The organism is Alteromonas sp. 5NS40-0096, from assembly GCF_057544385.1.
Genome location: NZ_BAAJLQ010000004.1, coordinates 14,389 through 34,094, shown reverse-complemented (window position 1 = coordinate 34,094; position 19,706 = coordinate 14,389). Strand labels below are relative to the sequence as shown.

The 19,706-nt window shown below is 42.3% G+C and carries 16 protein-coding genes; 5 read left to right on the top strand and 11 right to left on the bottom strand.

The window, feature by feature from the left end; translation table 11 throughout:
• Positions 1 to 7: 7 nt before the first annotated feature.
• From yidD to rpmH, 3 genes are read right to left on the bottom strand one after another with little or no spacing between them, the layout of a single operon-like run.
• A complete protein-coding gene (yidD, locus tag AC27G9_RS12680) occupies positions 8 to 277 on the bottom strand; it encodes a membrane protein insertion efficiency factor YidD (RefSeq protein WP_487074759.1) in 270 nt (89 codons plus the stop codon).
• Positions 244 to 600 (bottom strand): ribonuclease P protein component, encoded by a 357-nt coding sequence (rnpA, locus tag AC27G9_RS12675; protein WP_487074757.1) that lies wholly within the window; start codon positions 598 to 600, stop codon positions 244 to 246. Before rnpA ends, yidD begins: the two co-directional genes overlap by 34 nt.
• Positions 601 to 617: 17 nt before the next feature.
• Positions 618 to 752 carry a 50S ribosomal protein L34 gene (gene rpmH / locus AC27G9_RS12670; RefSeq protein WP_014290886.1) on the bottom strand — a complete coding sequence of 45 codons (135 nt, stop codon included), beginning with the start codon at positions 750 to 752 and terminating at the stop codon, positions 618 to 620.
• 582 nt (positions 753 to 1,334) lie between these two features.
• Here rpmH and dnaA point away from each other — a divergent pair.
• From dnaA to gyrB, 4 genes are all read left to right on the top strand, one after another.
• The gene (dnaA, locus tag AC27G9_RS12665; RefSeq protein WP_487074752.1) at positions 1,335 to 2,762 is read left to right on the top strand and encodes a chromosomal replication initiator protein DnaA; all 1,428 of its coding nucleotides are present in this window, start codon (positions 1,335 to 1,337) and stop codon (positions 2,760 to 2,762) included.
• Positions 2,763 to 2,806: 44 nt separating this feature from the next.
• Complete coding sequence (gene dnaN, locus AC27G9_RS12660) at positions 2,807 to 3,913, top strand: DNA polymerase III subunit beta (RefSeq protein WP_487074750.1); 1,107 nt, start codon at positions 2,807 to 2,809, stop codon at positions 3,911 to 3,913.
• A 111-nt stretch (positions 3,914 to 4,024) separates the two neighbouring features.
• On the top strand, positions 4,025 to 5,113 hold the full coding sequence (gene recF / locus AC27G9_RS12655) for a DNA replication/repair protein RecF (protein ID WP_487074748.1): 1,089 nt from the start codon (positions 4,025 to 4,027) through the stop codon (positions 5,111 to 5,113).
• A 9-nt stretch (positions 5,114 to 5,122) separates the two neighbouring features.
• Entirely contained in the window at positions 5,123 to 7,543 is a 2,421-nt protein-coding gene (gyrB, locus tag AC27G9_RS12650; RefSeq protein ID WP_487074746.1) for a DNA topoisomerase (ATP-hydrolyzing) subunit B, read from the top strand.
• Between the two features lie 52 nt (positions 7,544 to 7,595).
• Here the strand turns inward: gyrB and AC27G9_RS12645 are convergent, their stop codons facing one another.
• From AC27G9_RS12645 to AC27G9_RS12615, 7 genes are all read right to left on the bottom strand, one after another.
• Positions 7,596 to 8,042, bottom strand: coding sequence for a hypothetical protein (locus tag AC27G9_RS12645; protein ID WP_487074744.1), 447 nt, complete (start codon positions 8,040 to 8,042; stop codon positions 7,596 to 7,598).
• Between the two features lie 71 nt (positions 8,043 to 8,113).
• Positions 8,114 to 10,186 (bottom strand): glycine--tRNA ligase subunit beta, encoded by a 2,073-nt coding sequence (gene glyS, locus AC27G9_RS12640; protein ID WP_487074742.1) that lies wholly within the window; start codon positions 10,184 to 10,186, stop codon positions 8,114 to 8,116.
• Between the two features lie 3 nt (positions 10,187 to 10,189).
• The gene (gene glyQ, locus AC27G9_RS12635; RefSeq protein WP_487074740.1) at positions 10,190 to 11,095 is read right to left on the bottom strand and encodes a glycine--tRNA ligase subunit alpha; all 906 of its coding nucleotides are present in this window, start codon (positions 11,093 to 11,095) and stop codon (positions 10,190 to 10,192) included.
• A 167-nt stretch (positions 11,096 to 11,262) separates the two neighbouring features.
• A complete protein-coding gene (locus AC27G9_RS12630) occupies positions 11,263 to 11,718 on the bottom strand; it encodes a DUF2489 domain-containing protein (protein ID WP_487074738.1) in 456 nt (151 codons plus the stop codon).
• A 14-nt stretch (positions 11,719 to 11,732) separates the two neighbouring features.
• Positions 11,733 to 12,227 carry a Der GTPase-activating protein YihI gene (yihI, locus tag AC27G9_RS12625; protein WP_487074736.1) on the bottom strand — a complete coding sequence of 165 codons (495 nt, stop codon included), beginning with the start codon at positions 12,225 to 12,227 and terminating at the stop codon, positions 11,733 to 11,735.
• Between the two features lie 76 nt (positions 12,228 to 12,303).
• Entirely contained in the window at positions 12,304 to 12,966 is a 663-nt protein-coding gene (locus tag AC27G9_RS12620; RefSeq protein WP_487074734.1) for a class I SAM-dependent methyltransferase, read from the bottom strand.
• A gap of 348 nt (positions 12,967 to 13,314) precedes the next feature.
• Positions 13,315 to 13,938 (bottom strand): c-type cytochrome, encoded by a 624-nt coding sequence (locus AC27G9_RS12615; RefSeq protein ID WP_487074732.1) that lies wholly within the window; start codon positions 13,936 to 13,938, stop codon positions 13,315 to 13,317.
• 239 nt (positions 13,939 to 14,177) lie between these two features.
• Here AC27G9_RS12615 and yihA point away from each other — a divergent pair, with 239 nt between their 5' ends.
• Positions 14,178 to 14,789 (top strand): ribosome biogenesis GTP-binding protein YihA/YsxC, encoded by a 612-nt coding sequence (gene yihA, locus AC27G9_RS12610; RefSeq protein WP_487074730.1) that lies wholly within the window; start codon positions 14,178 to 14,180, stop codon positions 14,787 to 14,789.
• A 1,722-nt stretch (positions 14,790 to 16,511) separates the two neighbouring features.
• Here yihA and polA read toward each other — a convergent pair.
• The gene (gene polA / locus AC27G9_RS12605; RefSeq protein ID WP_487074728.1) at positions 16,512 to 19,301 is read right to left on the bottom strand and encodes a DNA polymerase I; all 2,790 of its coding nucleotides are present in this window, start codon (positions 19,299 to 19,301) and stop codon (positions 16,512 to 16,514) included.
• Positions 19,302 to 19,706 lie beyond the last annotated feature (405 nt).

The following is a 19,706-nucleotide window of genomic DNA, read 5'->3' as shown; positions in this document are numbered from 1 at the left end:
GGTCTCTTTACTTTAGATGTTTATTTTCGTGTTTTTCCGGTACTGGATCATACCCACCCGGATTTAGTGGGTGGCATTTTAATATGCGTTTAATCGATAACCAACCGCCAATTAGCAAACCATGTGTTTTTAATGCGTCCATCGCGTAATAAGAACAAGATGGATGAAATCGACATTTTGGCCCTAGCATGGGGGATAGCGTTAACTGGTAAATTTTTATTAGCACCAAAGGTACTAATATAATTACTTTTCGCAGCGCTTTGCTAACTTTTTCCATTGCTTATCCAAAATAGTGAATATTTCTTGATTGGACAGTTTATCAGCACCAGATTTACCGACAACAACGATGTCGATATTTGGCAGCGCTGATTGTTTGTGTCGAAAACTTTCCCGAATTAGACGCTTTAGGCGATTTCTATCATGTGCTTTGCGAATTCGTTTTTTAGCAAGGGTGATTCCAAGACGTGGTTTATCTTCAGAGTTTTTTCTTGCAAGAAGCGTAAATGCGGGAGATACAGCAGGAATGGCGTCGTTAAAGACAAAAGTAAAGTGGGAGGGAGTTAGCAGTCGCAACTCCCTAGAAAATGCTTTTTCACCCACTTTGGGGGATACTTCCATTAAGCAGAAAGGCGAGCGCGACCTTTTGCACGGCGTGCAGCTAGTACTTTACGACCATTTTTAGTCGCCATACGAGCACGGAAACCGTGTGAACGCTTACGCTTTAAGTTGCTCGGTTGAAATGTTCTTTTCATGACCAAAGTCTCACTTATAAGAGGTTAAACACAGGCTTTAGATGAGTTAGCAACTGGTCAAGTATCACAGTAATACGTTCACTCAAAATCGACGCCCATCTAAAAGGACGCTGAATTCTAGAGATCAATAGCCTTGATGTCAACGAAAATGGGCGATAAAAGTACAATTTATTGGTCTAAATGACGATAACGTCTATCGTACCCTGTGAATAAATCGTAATGTCAAGATAAAATATCCACAGGAACATAAAAAATTAGCGAAAATTTACGCAAAAAAAGCGTGATCTCAAGCGATTGATCGTGTATGGGTTGTGGTCTTAAGTTGATCATAAGTTTTCTTTATTACCTTTTATAACCAATAAAAACGTGGGCTGCGTCAAAAGATCTTAGCGATCAGTCTAGATCGGGATTGCGTTTTATTGGATAAGATCGGATAATCCACAGCTCAGTAAAATAAATATAAACATCGCTACATTCTACCGACAAAGACGGCTCTTATTCATCATCACAATATCCTAGTATTGTGTGCTCGTTTTTCATTATTAAAGGTAAACTTAGCGAGTATCGGAGCGACTTTTTCTTATGTCTATATGGAATCTTTGCCTAGAAAGATTAAGGCAAGAACTGCCTACACAGCAGTTTAGTATGTGGATAAGGCCGCTTTCCTCAGAACAAGACGAATCTTCAGTTACATTGTATGCGCCCAATCGTTTTATTTTGGATTGGGTGAGAGACAAATATCGAGATAAAATTACGCAACTATTCGTTGAGTTTGCAGGGGCTAATGCGCCGCAGTTACGACTAGAAGTAGCGTCCAAACAAACATTGGCGACAAAATCTCAGGCGCCGGCTTCCTCTGAGCAAAATTCTCCGTTAAATGAATCTGTTAGACCTCCTGGGTTACAAATGGGTCAGGTACCGCCGCAAGTCACACCTAAACCAGTAACGGTCGCGAACGCCATTACGCCTATTCCTGAAGGGGCTAAACACAAAAGTAATATCAACCCTACGTACCAGTTTGATAACTTTGTTGAGGGTAAATCGAACCAACTTGCGCGCGCTGCAGCAACGCAGGTCGCAAATAATCCTGGTGGTTCATACAATCCACTGTTTATTTACGGCGGGACAGGTCTAGGTAAAACCCACTTATTACATGCGGTTGGTAACGGCATCATTGCCAACAAAGAGAACGCGAAGATTGTTTATATGCATTCAGAACGTTTCGTTCAGGACATGGTAAAAGCACTACAGAATAACGCGATTGAAGATTTCAAGCGTTTCTATCGTTCTGTCGACGCTTTGCTAATTGATGATATTCAATTTTTTGCTAATAAAGAGCGGTCGCAAGAAGAGTTTTTCCATACTTTTAACGCACTGCTTGAAGGCAACCAGCAAATTATCCTTACATCGGATCGTTACCCCAAAGAAATTGACGGCGTTGAAGATCGTTTAAAATCTCGCTTCGGTTGGGGCTTAACTATAGCAATAGAACCACCTGAATTAGAAACGCGAGTAGCCATTCTTATGCGCAAAGCGGCAGAGAATAAAATCCACCTGCCAAATGAAGTAGCGTTTTTTATTGCCAAACGATTGCGTTCAAATGTCCGCGAATTAGAAGGGGCGTTGAACCGCGTTATTGCGAATGCGAATTTTACGGGTAGGCCAATAACGATTGATTTCGTGCGTGAAGCGCTAAGAGATTTGTTAGCGCTACAAGAGAAACTGGTAACAGTCGACAACATTCAAAAAACAGTTGCCGATTATTACAAAATAAAAGTATCAGATATCCTGTCTAAACGTCGTAGTCGAAGTGTTGCAAGACCTCGACAAGTTGCGATGGCACTAGCCAAAGAACTGACGAATCACAGCCTTCCAGAACTTGGCAATGCGTTCGGTGGCAGAGACCACACAACCGTTTTGCACGCTTGTCGAAAAATAGAGCAGCTAAGAGAAGAAAGTCATGATATAAAAGAGGACTATAAGAACCTCATCAGGACTTTATCGTCATAGTATCATTCGTTGACGATTCCATCGGAAAAAGAGAACGAGGAACGATGAAATTTTCTATCAGTCGTGAGAAATTTTTACAGCCTTTGCAGTTAGTTTCTGGAGCTGTAGAGCGCAGGCACACCTTACCCATCCTTTCCAACGTACTGATCAAAGTGAGTGAAGACGCACTTTGGTTAACCGGTACGGATCTTGAGGTAGAACTTATCTCAAGTACAAAATTAGAAGGTGAGTTTGAAGAGGGCGAAATTACCGTCCCAGCAAAGAAACTGTTTGATATCTGTCGTGGGATTTCTGACGGTACTGATATTCAGTTTTCATTAGATAATAACAAAGCCGTTATTCGCGCTGGTAGGGGTCGATATACGTTATCGACATTGAGTGCGTCAGATTATCCCAATCTTGAAGACTGGGAAGGCGAAGTTGAGTTCGAATTGTCTAGTTCTGAATTAAAGCGCTTGATTGATAGTACATCTTTTTCCATGGCGCAACAGGACGTCCGTTACTATCTCAATGGCATGTCACTTGAGACCGAAGAGAACTTGGTTCGGACCGTTGCCACTGACGGTCACCGGTTAGCTTTGTGTCGGATGCCATATACTGCTGCAACACTACCTACACGCCAAGTGATTATTCCTCGCAAAGGTGTGCTGGAGATTTCACGTCTTATTGGTAACGAAGATGACAAGCAGTTAAAAATTCAAATTGGTGCTAACCACTTACGAATGTTTTCTACTGACTTTATTTTTACAAGTAAGCTAGTCGACGGTCGTTTCCCTGATTATCGCCGAGTTCTCCCCAAAGACAGTGATAAAGAAATTGTTGCGAGTAAAGCGGTACTAAAAGAAGCGTTTTCACGAGCTGCTATATTGTCTAATGAAAAATTCCGCGGTGTTCGTCTTAACTTGTCATCAGGCGAATTGAAGATAACTGCAAATAACCCAGAACAAGAAGAAGCCGAAGAAATCGTAGATGTTAACTATCAAGGTGACGACTTAGAGATTGGGTTCAATGTCGCGTATTTGATAGACGTATTGAACGCGTTAGGTATTAATGATGTTCAAGTAAGTTTGTCTGACTCTAACTCCAGTGCCTTGATCCAGGACGCGAAAGACGACGCAGCACTATATGTCGTTATGCCAATGCGCTTGTAGCCTTGATCTTCTTACCCACTACGACAATAAGTATGTAGTGGGTAAGTGTCACTTCGCACCATCCACATTCTTGTTTTCCTCCAGCCTGTTTATCGAAAGGTTTTTAGTCTCATGAGACTGGATAAGATCCAGATAGCTGAATTTAGAAACCTAAAGTCGGTTGATCTAGCACCTTCATCAGAACTGACAGTCATTACCGGCAAAAATGGCAGCGGTAAATCGTCGTTAATGGAAGCGATTTTTTATTTAGGTTTTGGTCGTTCTTTCAGGACTAACAAGCATAAGGTAGTGATAAACCACGAAGCTGACAATTTTAGCGTATTTGCACTGTGCAGTGATTCACAGGGAAAGCAGCTTAAGTTGGGTTTGAACAGAAACCGTCAAGATGAGTTTGTATGCAGTATTAATGGTGAACGTTCTAGCAGGTTAACAGACTTGGTCAGTTTGTTACCAATACAATTATTTACCCCCCAAAGCACAGACCTTATTTTGGGTTCTCCAGCAGAGCGTCGGCGATTCGTAGATTGGGGTGTGTTTCACGTGGAACATTCTTTCAATAGTATATTTCAGATGTACTCACGATTGCTGAAACAACGCAATGCAGCATTAAGAATTGCTGACAATCCGTCTGCAGAAAATATCCCATATTGGAGCGCTCAGATGGCGCTATACGGAGAAAAAGTAAATAGCCTTAGGGACGACTATATAAATGCGTTAAAATCGTGTTTTAATGCTATTTGTAGCGAATTTCTACCTGAGTTTTCCCTAGAAATTTCGTATTATAGGGGTTGGGAAAAAGACACTGAGCTTTTGGAGTCTATCAATAAAAAATCTGCCTATGATCACAAGGTTGGTTTTACTTCGGTGGGCCCCCACAAGGCAGATTTAAAATTTAAAGTTGATGGTGTTAACGCACAAGAGGTACTGTCTCGAGGTCAATTGAGAATGGCCGTTGCGGCCTTGCAATTGGCCCAAACCAAACTCTTGTACGAGACAAAGGACAGACAGAGTATTTTTTTATTGGATGATGTCGGCGCTGAACTAGATATCGAAAAACGTGAACGTTTTATAGATGGTTTGTTATCCATGAGAACTCAGGTTTTTGTAACCGCAATAGAATCTGAGCAGCTAGATTTTATAAAAAAATATAAAAATATAAAAATGTTTCACGTGGAACATGGCCACGTGACCGAGGAGTAAAAGCAAGTTATGTCAGAGCAGAACAATTATGACTCATCGAGTATCAAGGTACTTAAAGGCCTTGATGCGGTACGAAAACGCCCAGGAATGTACATTGGTGATACAGACGATGGAACGGGTCTTCACCACATGGTTTTCGAAGTGGTTGATAACTCAATTGATGAAGCATTGGCTGGTCACTGCTCGGAAATCACCGTTCAAATCCATACAGATGGCTCAGTATCAGTTTCAGATGATGGCCGAGGTATTCCTACAGAAATGCACCCGGAAGAGGGCGTTTCTGCAGCCGAAGTTATCATGACAGTTCTTCACGCTGGCGGTAAATTCGATGATAACTCATATAAAGTTTCTGGCGGTCTCCACGGTGTTGGTGTGTCAGTGGTTAATGCACTTTCAAGCAAGCTTAAACTGCGTATCCGTCGTGACGGTAAAACTCATGAACAAGAATACCAACATGGCGTACCACAGCAGCCATTAGCTGTAATTGGTGAGACTGATAAAACGGGTACTAGCGTTCGATTTTGGCCAAGTGGCGATACCTTTTCAGATACACTATTTCATTATGATATTTTGGCTAAGCGCCTCCGTGAATTGTCATTTTTGAACTCTGGAATTTCAATCAGGCTAAAAGATGAACGTGATGGTAAAGAAGATCTCTTTATGTATGAAGGCGGTATTCAAGCGTTTGTCGAATATCTGAATCAGAACAAGACACCTGTTCATCAATCCGTTTTCCACTTTACATCTGAACGTGAAGATGGCATCTCAGTAGAAGTTGCAATGCAGTGGAATGATGGTTTCCAAGAGAATATTTTCTGCTTTACAAATAATATCCCACAGCGAGATGGTGGTACTCACCTTGCTGGTTTTCGTGGTGCGTTAACACGTACTCTTAATTCCTATATGGAAAAAGAAGGCTTAAATAAAAAGGCTAAAACTAACGCGAGTGGTGACGATGCTAGGGAAGGGATTACGGCAGTCATTTCAGTTAAAGTCCCTGATCCTAAGTTCTCATCACAAACAAAAGACAAGCTGGTATCTTCAGAAGTTCGCCCTGCGGTTGAGTCTGCTATGAATGAAAAGTTCTCTGATTTCCTTCTTGAAAATCCTTCAGAGAGTAAAATTATCGCGGGTAAAATTATTGATGCTGCTCGAGCTAGAGAGGCAGCACGAAAAGCGAGAGAAATGACGCGTCGTAAAGGAGCGTTGGACCTAGCGGGCTTACCCGGTAAGTTGGCGGATTGCCAAGAAAAAGATCCTGCATTCAGTGAATTGTATATAGTGGAGGGTGACTCCGCCGGCGGTTCTGCAAAACAAGGTCGTAATCGGAAAAACCAAGCTATCTTGCCACTGAAAGGTAAGATATTGAACGTTGAAAAAGCGCGCTTCGATAAAATGCTGTCGTCGCAAGAAGTCGCGACATTAATTACTGCATTGGGTTGTGGTATTGGTCGTGATGAATATGACCCTGAGAAATTGCGTTATCACAGCATTATTATCATGACCGATGCCGATGTCGATGGTTCACACATTCGTACCCTTCTACTGACGTTCTTCTACCGTCAAATGCCAGAACTCATTGAACGTGGTTACGTTTATATTGCCCAACCACCGCTTTACAAAATTAAAAAGGGTAAGCAAGAGCAATATTTGAAAGATGATGACGCTTTGAATAACTACCTAACCAACATTGCCGTAACTAACGCGTCACTTCACACAAGTGTTGATGCACCAGGCATTAGTGGTGTAGCGCTAGAAAACCTTGTACTTCAGTACCAATCTACTGAGACGATGATTAAGCGTATGCATCGCTTGATGCCTGAAATGTTGCTTAATAAGCTTATTTACTCAGACATTCTCACTTTGGATTCTCTAAAAGATGAGAGCGTACTGGCCAGTATTGCGCAGAAGCTTGTAGACGAACTGACTGAGCAAGAGAGCGATGGCGCTACCTATCGTTTTGAAGTTGCCAAAAACGAAGAAACAAGCGACTTCTTAATCAAGTTGATTACTCGAGTGCATGGTATCGACTATGAGTATAAATTAGACCACGACTTCGTTGATTCAAATGAATATAAGAAAATCAGTGAGCTCAATGGCGCTATCAATAATATGATGGAAGCGGGGGCTTATATACAACGTGGTGAACGTAAGGAACATGTGGATTCTTTTAAAGCTGCGCTTGACTGGTTAATGACGGAAGCAAAACGCGGTCAATACGTCCAACGTTATAAGGGATTGGGCGAAATGAACCCTGACCAACTCTGGGAGACAACGATGGACCCGACTAGCCGTCGTATGCTTCAAGTGACGATAGAAGATGCAATTGCGTGTGACCAACTGTTTACGACACTGATGGGTGATCAGGTCGAGCCAAGAAGAGAGTTTATTGAATCGAATGCCTTGAACGTTGAAAACTTAGACGTATAGCGAAATCGATATCGAGAGACAAAAAAAGCCACCTGATTAGGTGGCTTTTTTATTAACGCTTGGATATTACCAACATCAACTCGTTCCCTGACGCGTTGTTTACGGTAAAACGATAAATCGCTGTTTTGTCGGGTGTAAATTGCAGGTTACTACTGTCAGCCCCGCAAACAATATAAGTCGCTTCGGCTTGAAGCGCTTTTTGTCCTTGATACTTTGCACCACAGCTTTGGGCAGGGGTCCAATTAAAGTCTGACAACTTGAAGTCATAAGGTTGGCCATCCGCTATAAGCTCTAGCTCAACATACCACCCCTGACTACCTGCTTTAAACTTATGGGTCTCACGGGCCTCCCACCAATTGAAAATTCCTCTCAAATACAGATTTTCAAACTCTATCGCTGGTGCAGTTTCGGGTAAAGGTAAAACCGACCTGAAACCTTGTGAACTACAAGCAGTTAACATTAAACAGCAAACTGCCAATCCGAATTTTTTAAGTGCCACTATTTTTTACCTTGCAATAAAAAGCCCATTCGAGATGGGCTTTTCTACTAACCTAGTTGTAATTGCGATAACTATTTCGCTAACAAAGAGATATCAGCCGTTAATAAGAAAAGTTGCCTCAAAAGACTTAATAAGGCAAGTCTATTCTTTCTAACTTCTACGTCTTCATCCATAACCATTACATTATCAAAGAAGTCATCAATAACGTTTCTAAGGGTTGCTAGAGACGATAATACTTCTTTGTAATGACGTTCGTTGGCATTCTTAGTAACTTCGCTTTCAGAGGCTCTCAGAGCCTTATACAAGGCCGATTCTTGAGGCAGGCTGAATTTACTTTCATCAACGACGCTACCTTGAACATCCGAAGAATTTTTAGCAAGAATATTGGCAACACGTTTGTTCGCAGCTGCTAATGCTTCTGCCGCTTCCAATGTTTTAAATTCACTAACTGCACTGACTCGGGCGTCGAAGTCGGCCGGTGAAGTAGGGCGGCGAACCGCAACAGATTGGATAACGTCGGCACTGACGCCTTGGTCTTGAAGAAGTGCATTGAATCGACCCAATACAAAATCCACTACCTGTTGCTGTACATTTTCCGCAGTGAGTTTACCGGCGTATACGTCAATGGCTTTTTTCACTAACTCTTCAAGATCGAGCGAGAAGTTTTTCTCGACAATGATCCTTAACACACCGATAGCTGCGCGACGTAAAGCAAATGGGTCCTTATCACCTTTAGGTACTTGTCCAATACCAAAGATGCCCACTAATGTGTCGAGCTTATCTGCCAGAGCTACTGCGCTACTCTCGTCTGCAATGGGTAACTGATCGCCTGCAAATCGTGGCATATACTGCTCGTACAGGGCATTAGCTACGATTTCGGATTCACCGTCATTCAAGGCGTAATATTTACCCATTACCCCTTGAACGTCTGGGAACTCCATTACCATGTTGGACATCAAATCTGTTTTTGACAGCAAACCTGCTCTTTGTGCATCGGTAGCATTGGCACCAATCTTTTGGGCAATGTCTGCGGCTAAGGCCGCGATTCTGTCAGACTTCTCTTTAAGCGTTCCGAGCTGCTTCTGGAAAAGAATAGAACTGAGAGAATCTAATCGCTCATCCAAACGCGTCTTTTTGTCAGTGTTGAAAAAGAATTCCGCATCGGCAAGGCGAGGGCGAATTACCTTTTCGTTACCGCTGATAATCTGACTCGGATCCGCACTCTCGATGTTAGAGACAAACAAAAACTGACTAGACAAATTACCGTTGTCGTCGATTAGCGGGACATACTTTTGGTCGTCTTTCATCGTGTATATCAACGCTTCTTTAGGCACCGCCAAAAAGGCTTTTTCGAACTTCGCTTCAAGCACGACTGGCCATTCTACGAGAGACGCGATTTCCTCAAGAAGTGACTGATCGAAATCAGCTTTCAAACCAAGCTGATTCGCTTTGGATTCGAGTTGTCCGCGAATATAAGATGCTCGCTCATTGAAATCTGCCATGACATATTGCGCTCTGGCTTCTTGAACGTAATTGTCGGCATGGCTCAAGGTAAAGCGTGGTTCTCCATGGAAGCGATGACCTTGGATTTTATTTGCGCTTTCTAGTCCCAATACTGTAGCTGGGACGACTTCTTCTCCATACATCAAACACAGTGTATGAACCGGGCGAATAAACTGAGTATCGTTGTTACCCCAACGCATTGGCTTAGGGATAGGAAGCTTAGCAACGGCTTGATTGACAATATCGTTCAGTAGTTCTGAAATTGCCTTGCCCTTAACTTCCGCTTTGTATAACAACCATTCGCCTTTGTCTGTAACGAGTCGTTCTGCGTCTTCTACTGTAATCCCATTGCTCGCAGCCCATCCAGAAGCTGCACGGGTTGGGTTGCCTTCACTATCAAAAGCAGCAGATACAGCGGGGCCTCGCTTTTCAACGATTTTATCGGCTTGGCATTCTGCGAGAGACTCGACATAAACGGCTAGTCTTCTCGGCGCTGCGAACCAACGTATCTCAGAAAAGGCAAGGTCGGCATTGGTCAATGCTGCAGTAAGGTTTTCAGCTAGACTGGCTCCCAGCTTTTTCAATGATTTGGGAGGCAGTTCTTCTGTACCTAATTCAAATAATAAATTTTCAGTGCGCACGCTTTACTTCTCCTGTTGGCACAATGGGAAGCCTAACGCTTCACGTGCTTGGTAATAACTTTCAGCACAGGCTTTGGCCAGTGTTCTCACTCGCAGGATGTAACGCTGACGTTCTGTGACTGATATCGCGTGGCGAGCGTCCAGCAGGTTGAATGCATGAGACGCTTTCATTACTTGTTCATATGCTGGCAACGGCAAAGACTTCTCGATAAGTGCTTGGCTCATCGCTTCACATTCATCAAAAGTACGGAACAAATCGTCTACTTTAGCATGTTCAAAGTTGTAGGCTGATTGCTCAATTTCATTCTGAAGGAAGACATCGCCGTAAGTGACTTTACCTAAAGGTCCATCTGTCCAAACTAGATCGTAAATGCTATCAACACCTTGAACGTACATTGCTAAGCGTTCAAGACCATAAGTGATTTCGCCAGTTACGGGTTTACACTCCAAACCACCTACCTGCTGAAAATAAGTGAACTGTGTGACTTCCATACCATTCAACCAGACTTCCCATCCCAAGCCCCAGGCTCCAAGAGTAGGCGATTCCCAATTGTCTTCCACGAAACGGATATCGTGAACGAGTGGATCAAAACCAAGCTCTTTCAAAGAGCCTAAATAGAGCTCTTGGATATTGTCTGGCGACGGCTTTAGCATCACTTGGAATTGATAGTAATGCTGTAAGCGGTTTGGGTTTTCGCCATAGCGCCCATCTGTTGGACGGCGGCAGGGTTGTACATAGGCGCTACTCATTGGCTCAGGACCAAGTGAGCGTAAAAATGTCATTGGGTGGAAGGTACCTGCTCCCACTTCCATATCTAATGGCTGAATGATGACACAGCCTTGTCTTGCCCAGTAATCCTGCAAGGCAAGAATCAAACCCTGAAAGGTTTTAATATCGTATTTCTGCATACACTTGTTGCTTATCTAAGACTGACTCTACAAAGGTTGCATAGTATACATTTTGTGAGCAATTTTAAGTAGGGGTAATTTTGTGCTTACAAGTGATGAATGAGAAGGGGAAGGGGTATCACAACATCCCAATGCGAAAAGTTTACAACGGGATGTTGTGCAATCTATTAAGCGCGCAGTGATTCACTGAACGAGATAACTGCGGGTAGCTCTGCTAATACTTTTGATTCGAATTCGGCTTCTAGTTGGCCACGTTTCAAATCTTGCGCCATTCTTTCTTTTTTGGGCAGTTTTTTGCGTTCTTCTAAGATAGCAAAACCACTCACTTCGACAAACAGGGCGTAAATGTTTGCGTACTGGGAGCGAAAATCAGGTTGCGGTGAAATAGGAAGTGCCTCCAACAGTCGGACAATCCGAATAACGCCTTCTGATAACTCACACTGTTGTTGAAGCATTGCTTTGCTTATAACAATAACGCTATCAGAAATAGTATCGACACGTCCGAGACGAACCTTTTCGCGAGCAGTGTTCTGTTGTTTTAACTTGTATAACAAGGTGCCGGCGTAATAGCCAAGGGAAGCAATAATGACAAATGCCGCCCCCAATAAAATATAATTTAACACGATTAAATTACTCGTTAATCTTTAAACTCGTCCCAGCTGATAGACTCTAGCGAATCTAAAGGATCAATATCTTCCTCATCTTCGTCTTCGCTTATTCCCATTAAATCGCATAGGATTTTATGTCGCGCCATTTTTTCCGCAACATAGGCTTGTTCTTCTGAAGAGACTGATTTCCCCTCATCAAGTAAGTCGAGTAATCGCGTTAACTTTTCGTCCGCTTCTATAAAGGCGAGTTCTTGAGCGGGCGTCGCAAACTTTCTTTGCTTAGTTTTCGTAACTGGTTCGGTTGGTTTAACCAGCTGAACTGGTTTCTTGCTACCTAATCTTGGATCTTTGCGGCCTTGATTTGGTCTTGTTGATTTTTGTGTTTGATCAACATTGTTTCGACTACCAGCAGGTTTACCTTTTGGCTTTTTAATTCTTTCTTCTTTATTCGTGCGGTCTGGCTTCCGATTGGGATCTTTTCTTACTCCAATCAAACCAACTTTGCGTGACTTTTTACGAGACATAAAACAATTTCAACTTATGAGTATTACGTAAAGTATAACTGAAATGAACAATTAATGATGTCACTTCTGACACCATTTACTTCAACAATGTAGGGCGTTTTTTCAAGAATACAACGTCATCAGACACGATAGTTAAGTCATACCCAAAAGAGAGAGCTACAAATTTAAAGGTTTCGACAGAGAAAAAACTGACATGGGTCATATCGTTTTTGTAGTGCCAGTTTTGAAATTTGTCTTTGCTTAACACTCTTTTGGTCATTATCGCTAATAACCCGCCTGGCTTGAGGAGTCTATAAAGTAATTCAAGTTCTTTATGCGGCTGATGGAAGTGTTCAATGGCCTCCGTACAAACGATAAAATCATAGCGATCATGACCCGTAATGTGTTTCCTGTCAGGAAAGTAAAAGGGATCATAACACGCGGTAGGCAAATCATTGTTCGATAGCATCTGTGCTAATACGGGGGCAGGACCACATCCAAAATCCAGCCCAATTTCGTTGACGCTAAGTTGTTGGATGAGTGGCTCGCTGACACGAGACAAGAAGCGCGTATACCCATGATCTTCGAACCCGTTTTCATGTAAGTCGTATTCCTGTTTTTCCCGGATTTGACTCGGTAATTGACCTGGGTCTACAAACACCAATTGGCATTGCGAACATTGAAAAAACTGACGCTTTTTGTCTTCAGTGTAGTATTGGGTTTCTTGGCTAGTGCATAGTGGGCAAGTATGAGAGTGCATAAACTAATAAAAGAGAAATTAACAATACATAAGAAAAAAGGTGATGACCTTTCGATCATCACCTTATGTTTGAGTGTCAGATGACACCTCTCCCGTTATTGCACTTCGATGTGCTTTGGTGCTTCCTGCGGGGCTCTACTTTTTATTCTTATTTACAGAGCACTATCGTTGTTTTAGGTCTTCCTAGACGCTTTATCCGAGATATCCTAGTTCTATTGTTATTATTATTAGATGTTTTACGTCTGCGTTGCCGCTGACTTCAAACTAAGCAGTAGAATACACTACCAGTGTAAAAAAACAACTCTTTTTGCAACAAAATTTTAACAATAGTCTCAGTGACTTACAATTTTAGTGCAATCCTGATACGTAATTTGCGATGATTTCAATATCTTCATCGGTCAATTTCATTGCAATGTCACGCATCATGCCGTTCATATCGTTAGCGCGTTCTACGCTTCTGAAAGCTTTCAACTGGGCAATCGTGTATGTTGCATGCTGACCGCTGATATCTGGAAAACCAGCTGCTGCCATGCCGTTACCACGTGGACCGTGACAGGCTGAACAGGCTGGAATGCCTCTGTCTTGGTCACCGCCACGATACATGGCTTCACCTGCTTCAATCATATTTTCTGGCGTTGCGCCTGGTGTCGCTTCTTGACTTGCGAAATAAGCGGCTAAATCCTGAATGTCTTGGTCAGATAATCCCGCAGCCATGCCATTCATTACTGCGTTGTTTCTGCCTTCTTCACCACCGGTTTGAGAAGCCAAGCGAAATTCAGTCAGTTGTTTTGCGAGGTACTTTTCATGCTGACCAGCTAACTTAGGGTTCATGTCGATCATACTGTTACCATCTGCACCATGACACGCAGCGCAAACAGCTGATTTAGCTTTACCTGCTTCTGGGTTACCCTCAGCGACAGCGTTTACAGACATGCCTAAAGACAAACAAACCAACAAACAAAGTTTTTTCATAATTAATCTCTACAAAGTAACCAACGTCTAGCGTGATATACGTGTTATCATGCGTATTTTACACATTTACTGCGCCAGAAAAACCTATTCCACTATAATTCTTACGGTTTTACCTCTGAAATGTTCAGATTCGGGCGACTTAGATCAAAAAAGTCGTCAATAACCTTAAAAGTAGGCTCTGATAGGAGTATCTATTTGAAAATGGGAATTATTTTCATTAAGCGCGATGAGGCACAATCATGAGTTATTATTCCAAAGCCACCTTTCTCACAAGTGCGCCTGATATTCGTCACCTAGATGGAGACGCAGGTATCGAAGTTGCGTTTGCTGGTAGGTCTAACGCTGGAAAGTCCAGTGCATTAAATACGTTAACTCGTCAGAAAAACTTAGCTCGTACGAGTAAAACGCCAGGTAGAACACAACTTATAAACGTTTTTGAATTGGAACCTTCGAAACGATTAGTTGATTTACCCGGTTATGGCTACGCACAAGTTCCGTTAGCAATGAAGCAAAAATGGCAGCGTTCGTTGGGGGAGTATTTACAGGTACGAAAATCTCTCAAAGGCCTAGTGGTATTGATGGATATTCGTCACCCATTTAAAGACCTCGACCAAGACTTGATTCATTGGGCTGTTGAGCGAGAGTTGCCAGTATTGGCTCTACTTACTAAGTCTGACAAATTAAAAGCGGGTAAACGTAAGTCACAGTTGCTTATGGCTCGAGAGGCGGCACTCGCATTTATGGGGGACGTAACGGTACACACCTTTTCTTCATTGAATCGCCAGGGACTGCCTGAACTAGAATCTGTTTTAAACGACTGGTTGGAAGTAGAGCGTAAATCCGAAAGCTAATATCAGATAGACTAGCCCTATCACAAAGGTAGGGCTGAAAAGAACGAAAATTCAAAGCCAACCGACGTAAGGCCTGTTGAGCAAGTCAGTGCTGTCAGAGGCCTGTCGCGTCACTACTTTTATTCCCTTCTATTCAATCAAACTACTTACTCCGTCTACCAGTGAGTACTGAAGCGTGTGTAGCGTTTATTTCCTGAAAAAAAAGAAAAGCCCCACCAAATTAGTAGGGCTAAAGGACTGAGAGAAAACACATAAAAACCGTAGATAAGAGTATGCCTGTGAGGAAAAGTTCAAATAAGTTTTCTCAAACAACAACTTTTTTACAAGAGATTATTTGAAGTCTAAGAAGGGCACTCGAGTGGGATTGGCTTCACTAGGAAGCTGGAACCCGATGGAATATATTTTTTGAAAGTTCCACCTAACGTTTTGGGTGCAGAAAAAGAAAAGCCCCACCAAATTGGTAGGGCTAAAGGACTGAGAGAAAACACATAAAAACCGTAGATAAGAGTATGCCTGTGAGGAAAAGTTCAAATAAGTTTTCTCAATCAACAACTTTTTTACAAGAGATTATTTGAAGTCTAAGAAGGGCACTCGAGTGGGACTGGCTTCACTAGGAAGCTGGAACCCGATGGAATACTTTTTCGGAAGTTCCACCTAACGTTTTGGGTGCAGAAAAAGAAAACCCCACCAAATTGGCGGGGTTAAAGGATTGAGAGAAAACACATAAAAACCGTAGATAAGAGTACGCCTGTGAGGAAAAGTTCAAATAAATTTTCTCAAACAACAACTTTTTGTTTGGGCTTATTTAAGGTTCGCGAAAAGCGTTTCAAGGAGAATTGATTATCATGAAGTGAGATTCCTAAGTACTGCTTTTTGATAATCTCCATTTGCCATTTTTGCCTAGAAAAAGAAAACCCCACCAAATTGGCAGGGCTAAAGGACTGAGAGAAAACACATAAAAACCGTAGATAAGAGTATGCATGTGAGGAAAAGTTCAAATAAGTACTCTCAAGCAACAACTTTTTGTTTGCGCTTATTTAAGGTTCGCGAAAAGCGTTTCAACGAGAATTGATTACCATGAAGTGAGATCCCTAAGTACTGCTTTTTGATAATCTCCATTTGCCATTTTTGCCTAGAAAAAGAAAAACCCCACCAAATTGGCAGGGCTAAAGGACTGAGAGAAAACACATAAAAACCGTAGATAAGAGTATGCTTGTGAGGAAAAGTTCAAATAAGTACTCTCAAACAACAACTTTTTTACAAGAGATTATTTGAAGTCAAAAAAGGGCGCTCGAATGTGGCTGAACTACTACGAGGCTGGAACCCGCTGGAATACTTTTTAGGACGTTGCACTTAACGTTATGGGCGCAGAAAAGAAAACCCCACCAAATTGGTGGGGCTAAAGGATTGAGAGAAAACACATAAAAACCGAATATAAGAGTCTTCGTCATTGCCTTTAGTTCAATGTGTTTTGAAAATAATTTTGAATTTCGTTGTAAGTGATTGTTTAATTTAAGCTTCTGATTTTTTCCGGGCATAAAAAAACCCCGGCAAAGTGCCGGGGTTAAAGCAAAGGTTTGAAAACAGATTTCTCACCTCTGTACCCTACATATGAAATCATACCTTAGAGCACCGATTTGGGGCAAGAAAAAATGTAATTTTATTACCAAATATTGGCAATTATTGGTATTTATTTACTGAATGTTGTAATCCACTTTCTTTTTAGTGGGCTTCGTCCCAGTTGACCCCTACGCCGACTTCCACCAATAACGGTACGGTTAGCGATACAGCTTCTTCCATTAATTGTTTAATTTCATTGCATCGAGACTGTACGTTTTGTTCTTTTATTTCAAAAACGAGTTCATCATGAACTTGCATTACCATGCTGACGTCGTCTGCCGCTTTATCGTTTATCCAATGATAAACATTGACCATCGCTTTCTTAATGATATCTGCTGCTGTTCCTTGCATCGGGGCATTTATCGCTGCTCGTTCCGCACCCTTGCGTCTCGCACCGTTGCTGGATTTTATTTCAGGTAAATAAAGCCTACGACCGAATACTGTCTCGACGTAACCTTTGTCTTTCACCAATGCTCTGGTGTCTTCCATGTATTGGAGTACCCCAGGGTAACGTTCAAAGTAAACATTCATGTAATCTTGCGCTTCTCCGCGAGGAATAGAGAGCTGGCGAGATAAACCAAATGCCGACATACCATAAATCAAGCCGAAGTTTATTGCCTTCGCACTTCGCCTTTGTTCTGTTGTCACTTCGTCCAGCGACACACCAAACACTTCTGCCGCCGTGGCTTTATGTATATCTTTACCCTCATTAAACGCGTTTAATAATCCTTCGTCTTTTGACAGGTGGGCCATTATTCTCAACTCAATTTGAGAGTAATCTGCTGCTACGATTTTGTAGCCGGGCCTTGGTATAAAGGCCTGTCTAACTTTTCTTCCTTCTTCATTCCGGATTGGAATGTTTTGGAGGTTCGGATCGGTTGACGACAAACGACCCGTCGCCGTTACTGCCTGATGATAAGAGGTATGCACGCGACCCGTTCGAGGATCAATCATTTGTGGCAACTTATCTGTGTAGGTGTTTTTAAGCTTTGTGAGCCCCCTAAATTCCATGATAAGTCGGGGTAGCTCATAATCCATCGCCAGTTCGGTTAGCACCTCTTCTGAAGTTGAGGGGGCACCCTTAGGCGTTTTCTTCACAATAGGCAATTCCATTTTCTCAAACAAAATGTGCTGTAATTGCTTCGTAGAACCCAAATTGAAGGGCTCGCCTGCTAATTCATGAACTTCCTTTTCAAGCTCTATGATTCGGCTCGCAAGCTGCTGGCTTTGCTGTTTTAACTGTTGGCTATCAATCAATACTCCTGTTTGTTCCATCGATGCCAGTACATCTACAAGAGGCATTTCAATCTCTTTGAAAACCGAACTTAACGTTACTTCTTGATTCAGCTTTTGTGAGATAGCAAGGTGTAGGCGCAATGTGATATCCGCATCCTCTGCGGCATAGGGTGAGGCTTGCTCAATGGGGATCAAGTCGAACGTTAGTTGTTTTGCACCCTTACCCGCTATATCTTCAAAGTGGATGGTGTTGTGATTCAAATATGCTTGGGCAAGCGAGTCCATATCATGGCGAGTTGCAGTACTATTGAGGACATAGGATTCAAGCATAGTATCGTAAACCACGCCGTTTAACTCGATATGATAATTTGCTAGCACATTTTTGTCGTATTTTATGTGTTGGCCTACTTTCAAAACCGTCGAATCTTCGAGGATTGGCTTGAGCTTGGCCAATACTTCATTTCTGTCCAACTGATCTGGAGCATCGGGATAATTATGGGCGACCGGAACATACGCAGCTTCTCCCGGAGCAACGGCAAACGAAATACCCACTACTTCGGCCTGCATATAATTTAAGCTTGTGGTTTCCGTATCAACAGCAATCAATTCGGCTTGCTTGATTTTGGTGATCCATTCATCAAGGGCTTCGTGGGTCAATATAGTCTCGTATTTAGATCTATCAATCACTGGCCCTGTTACCGCGACTTCTTCGGTTTCTTGGCTTGCTTGTGTTGTTTGTTGACCACTACTGGAAGGTACTTCTCCGCCATTAATTTTGGCAGAGGCTTCTGTTGCCCAACGTTTAAATTCATATTCGTTGAAAAGGGCTAACATTGCTTCGTAATCTGGCTGACTAGGTATCAAAGATTGAGGGTCATATTCCATCTCTACATCAAGTTTGATGGTGGCTAGCGTATAAGATAAACGGGCTTGATCCTCGTACTCACTCATTTTCTTGGCCATGGTTTTGGCGCCGCGGAAGGATAACTCAGCGATCTTATCCAAGTTTTGATAAATCGCGTCGATGCCACCGATACCGTTCAATAAACCTTGTGCGCTTTTATCCCCAACACCTGGAACTCCCGGAATGTTGTCAACTTTGTCACCTTTTAGTGCGAGAAAATCGATAACGAGCTCTGGTGGTATACCAAACTTTTCAACAACGCCCGCGGTGTCCATCAACGAATTGTTCATCGTATTGATCAGGGTGACATGATCATTGACCAGTTGAGCCATGTCTTTGTCGCCAGTACTGATCACAGTCTTCATGCCTTTTTCTGTCGCGAGGCGGGCTAAGGTACCAATGACATCATCTGCTTCTACGCCAGACTCAACAATGATCGGCATACCCATGGCTTGAATGATTTGGTGCAAAGGTGCTATTTGACTGCGCAGTTCCTCTGGCATAGGAGGACGGTTGGCTTTGTATTCAGCATAAATATCATCACGAAACGTTTTGCCTTTGGCGTCAAAAACTACTGCCATATGGGTTGGTTTGTATTGATTAATCAAGCTTTTAAGCATGTTAATCACGCCATAGATCGCTCCTGTATCTTGGCCTTTGGAGTTCGTTAAAGGCGGTAAACCGTGAAATGCGCGGAAAAGATAAGAAGAGCCGTCGACTAAAATAAAAGGAGGCTGAGTTTCGTTAGGCATAAAAATGTAGATCGCTAGAAAATTCAATTGGCGAAAGCATGCCACAGGCGCTAACTTAACGCTACCGCGTTGATCATTTGTTAATAATTGGATCTGTGGATAACTCTGTGATCTACTTTAAATTGATGAGTCAGGCACAAATGATCGCATCGCCGATCAAAATCGACAAAGTTATTGAATATTAAGTTTTTTTCTTAAAAAGGTAGAACTGCATACCTGTTATTATTATTACCACTTACATGTGGATAAAGCAGTGAGCAAAGAAATTGCCTTTGTCTTTGCAGGTCGGATAATCTATCACAAAAAAATTGCCTGAATAGAGTACATTTAGATAATATTTTTTAACATGTTTGATCGTTTTTTGAACGAAAAAGCATAAGGCACGTTTTATAAGGGGCTTAGAGT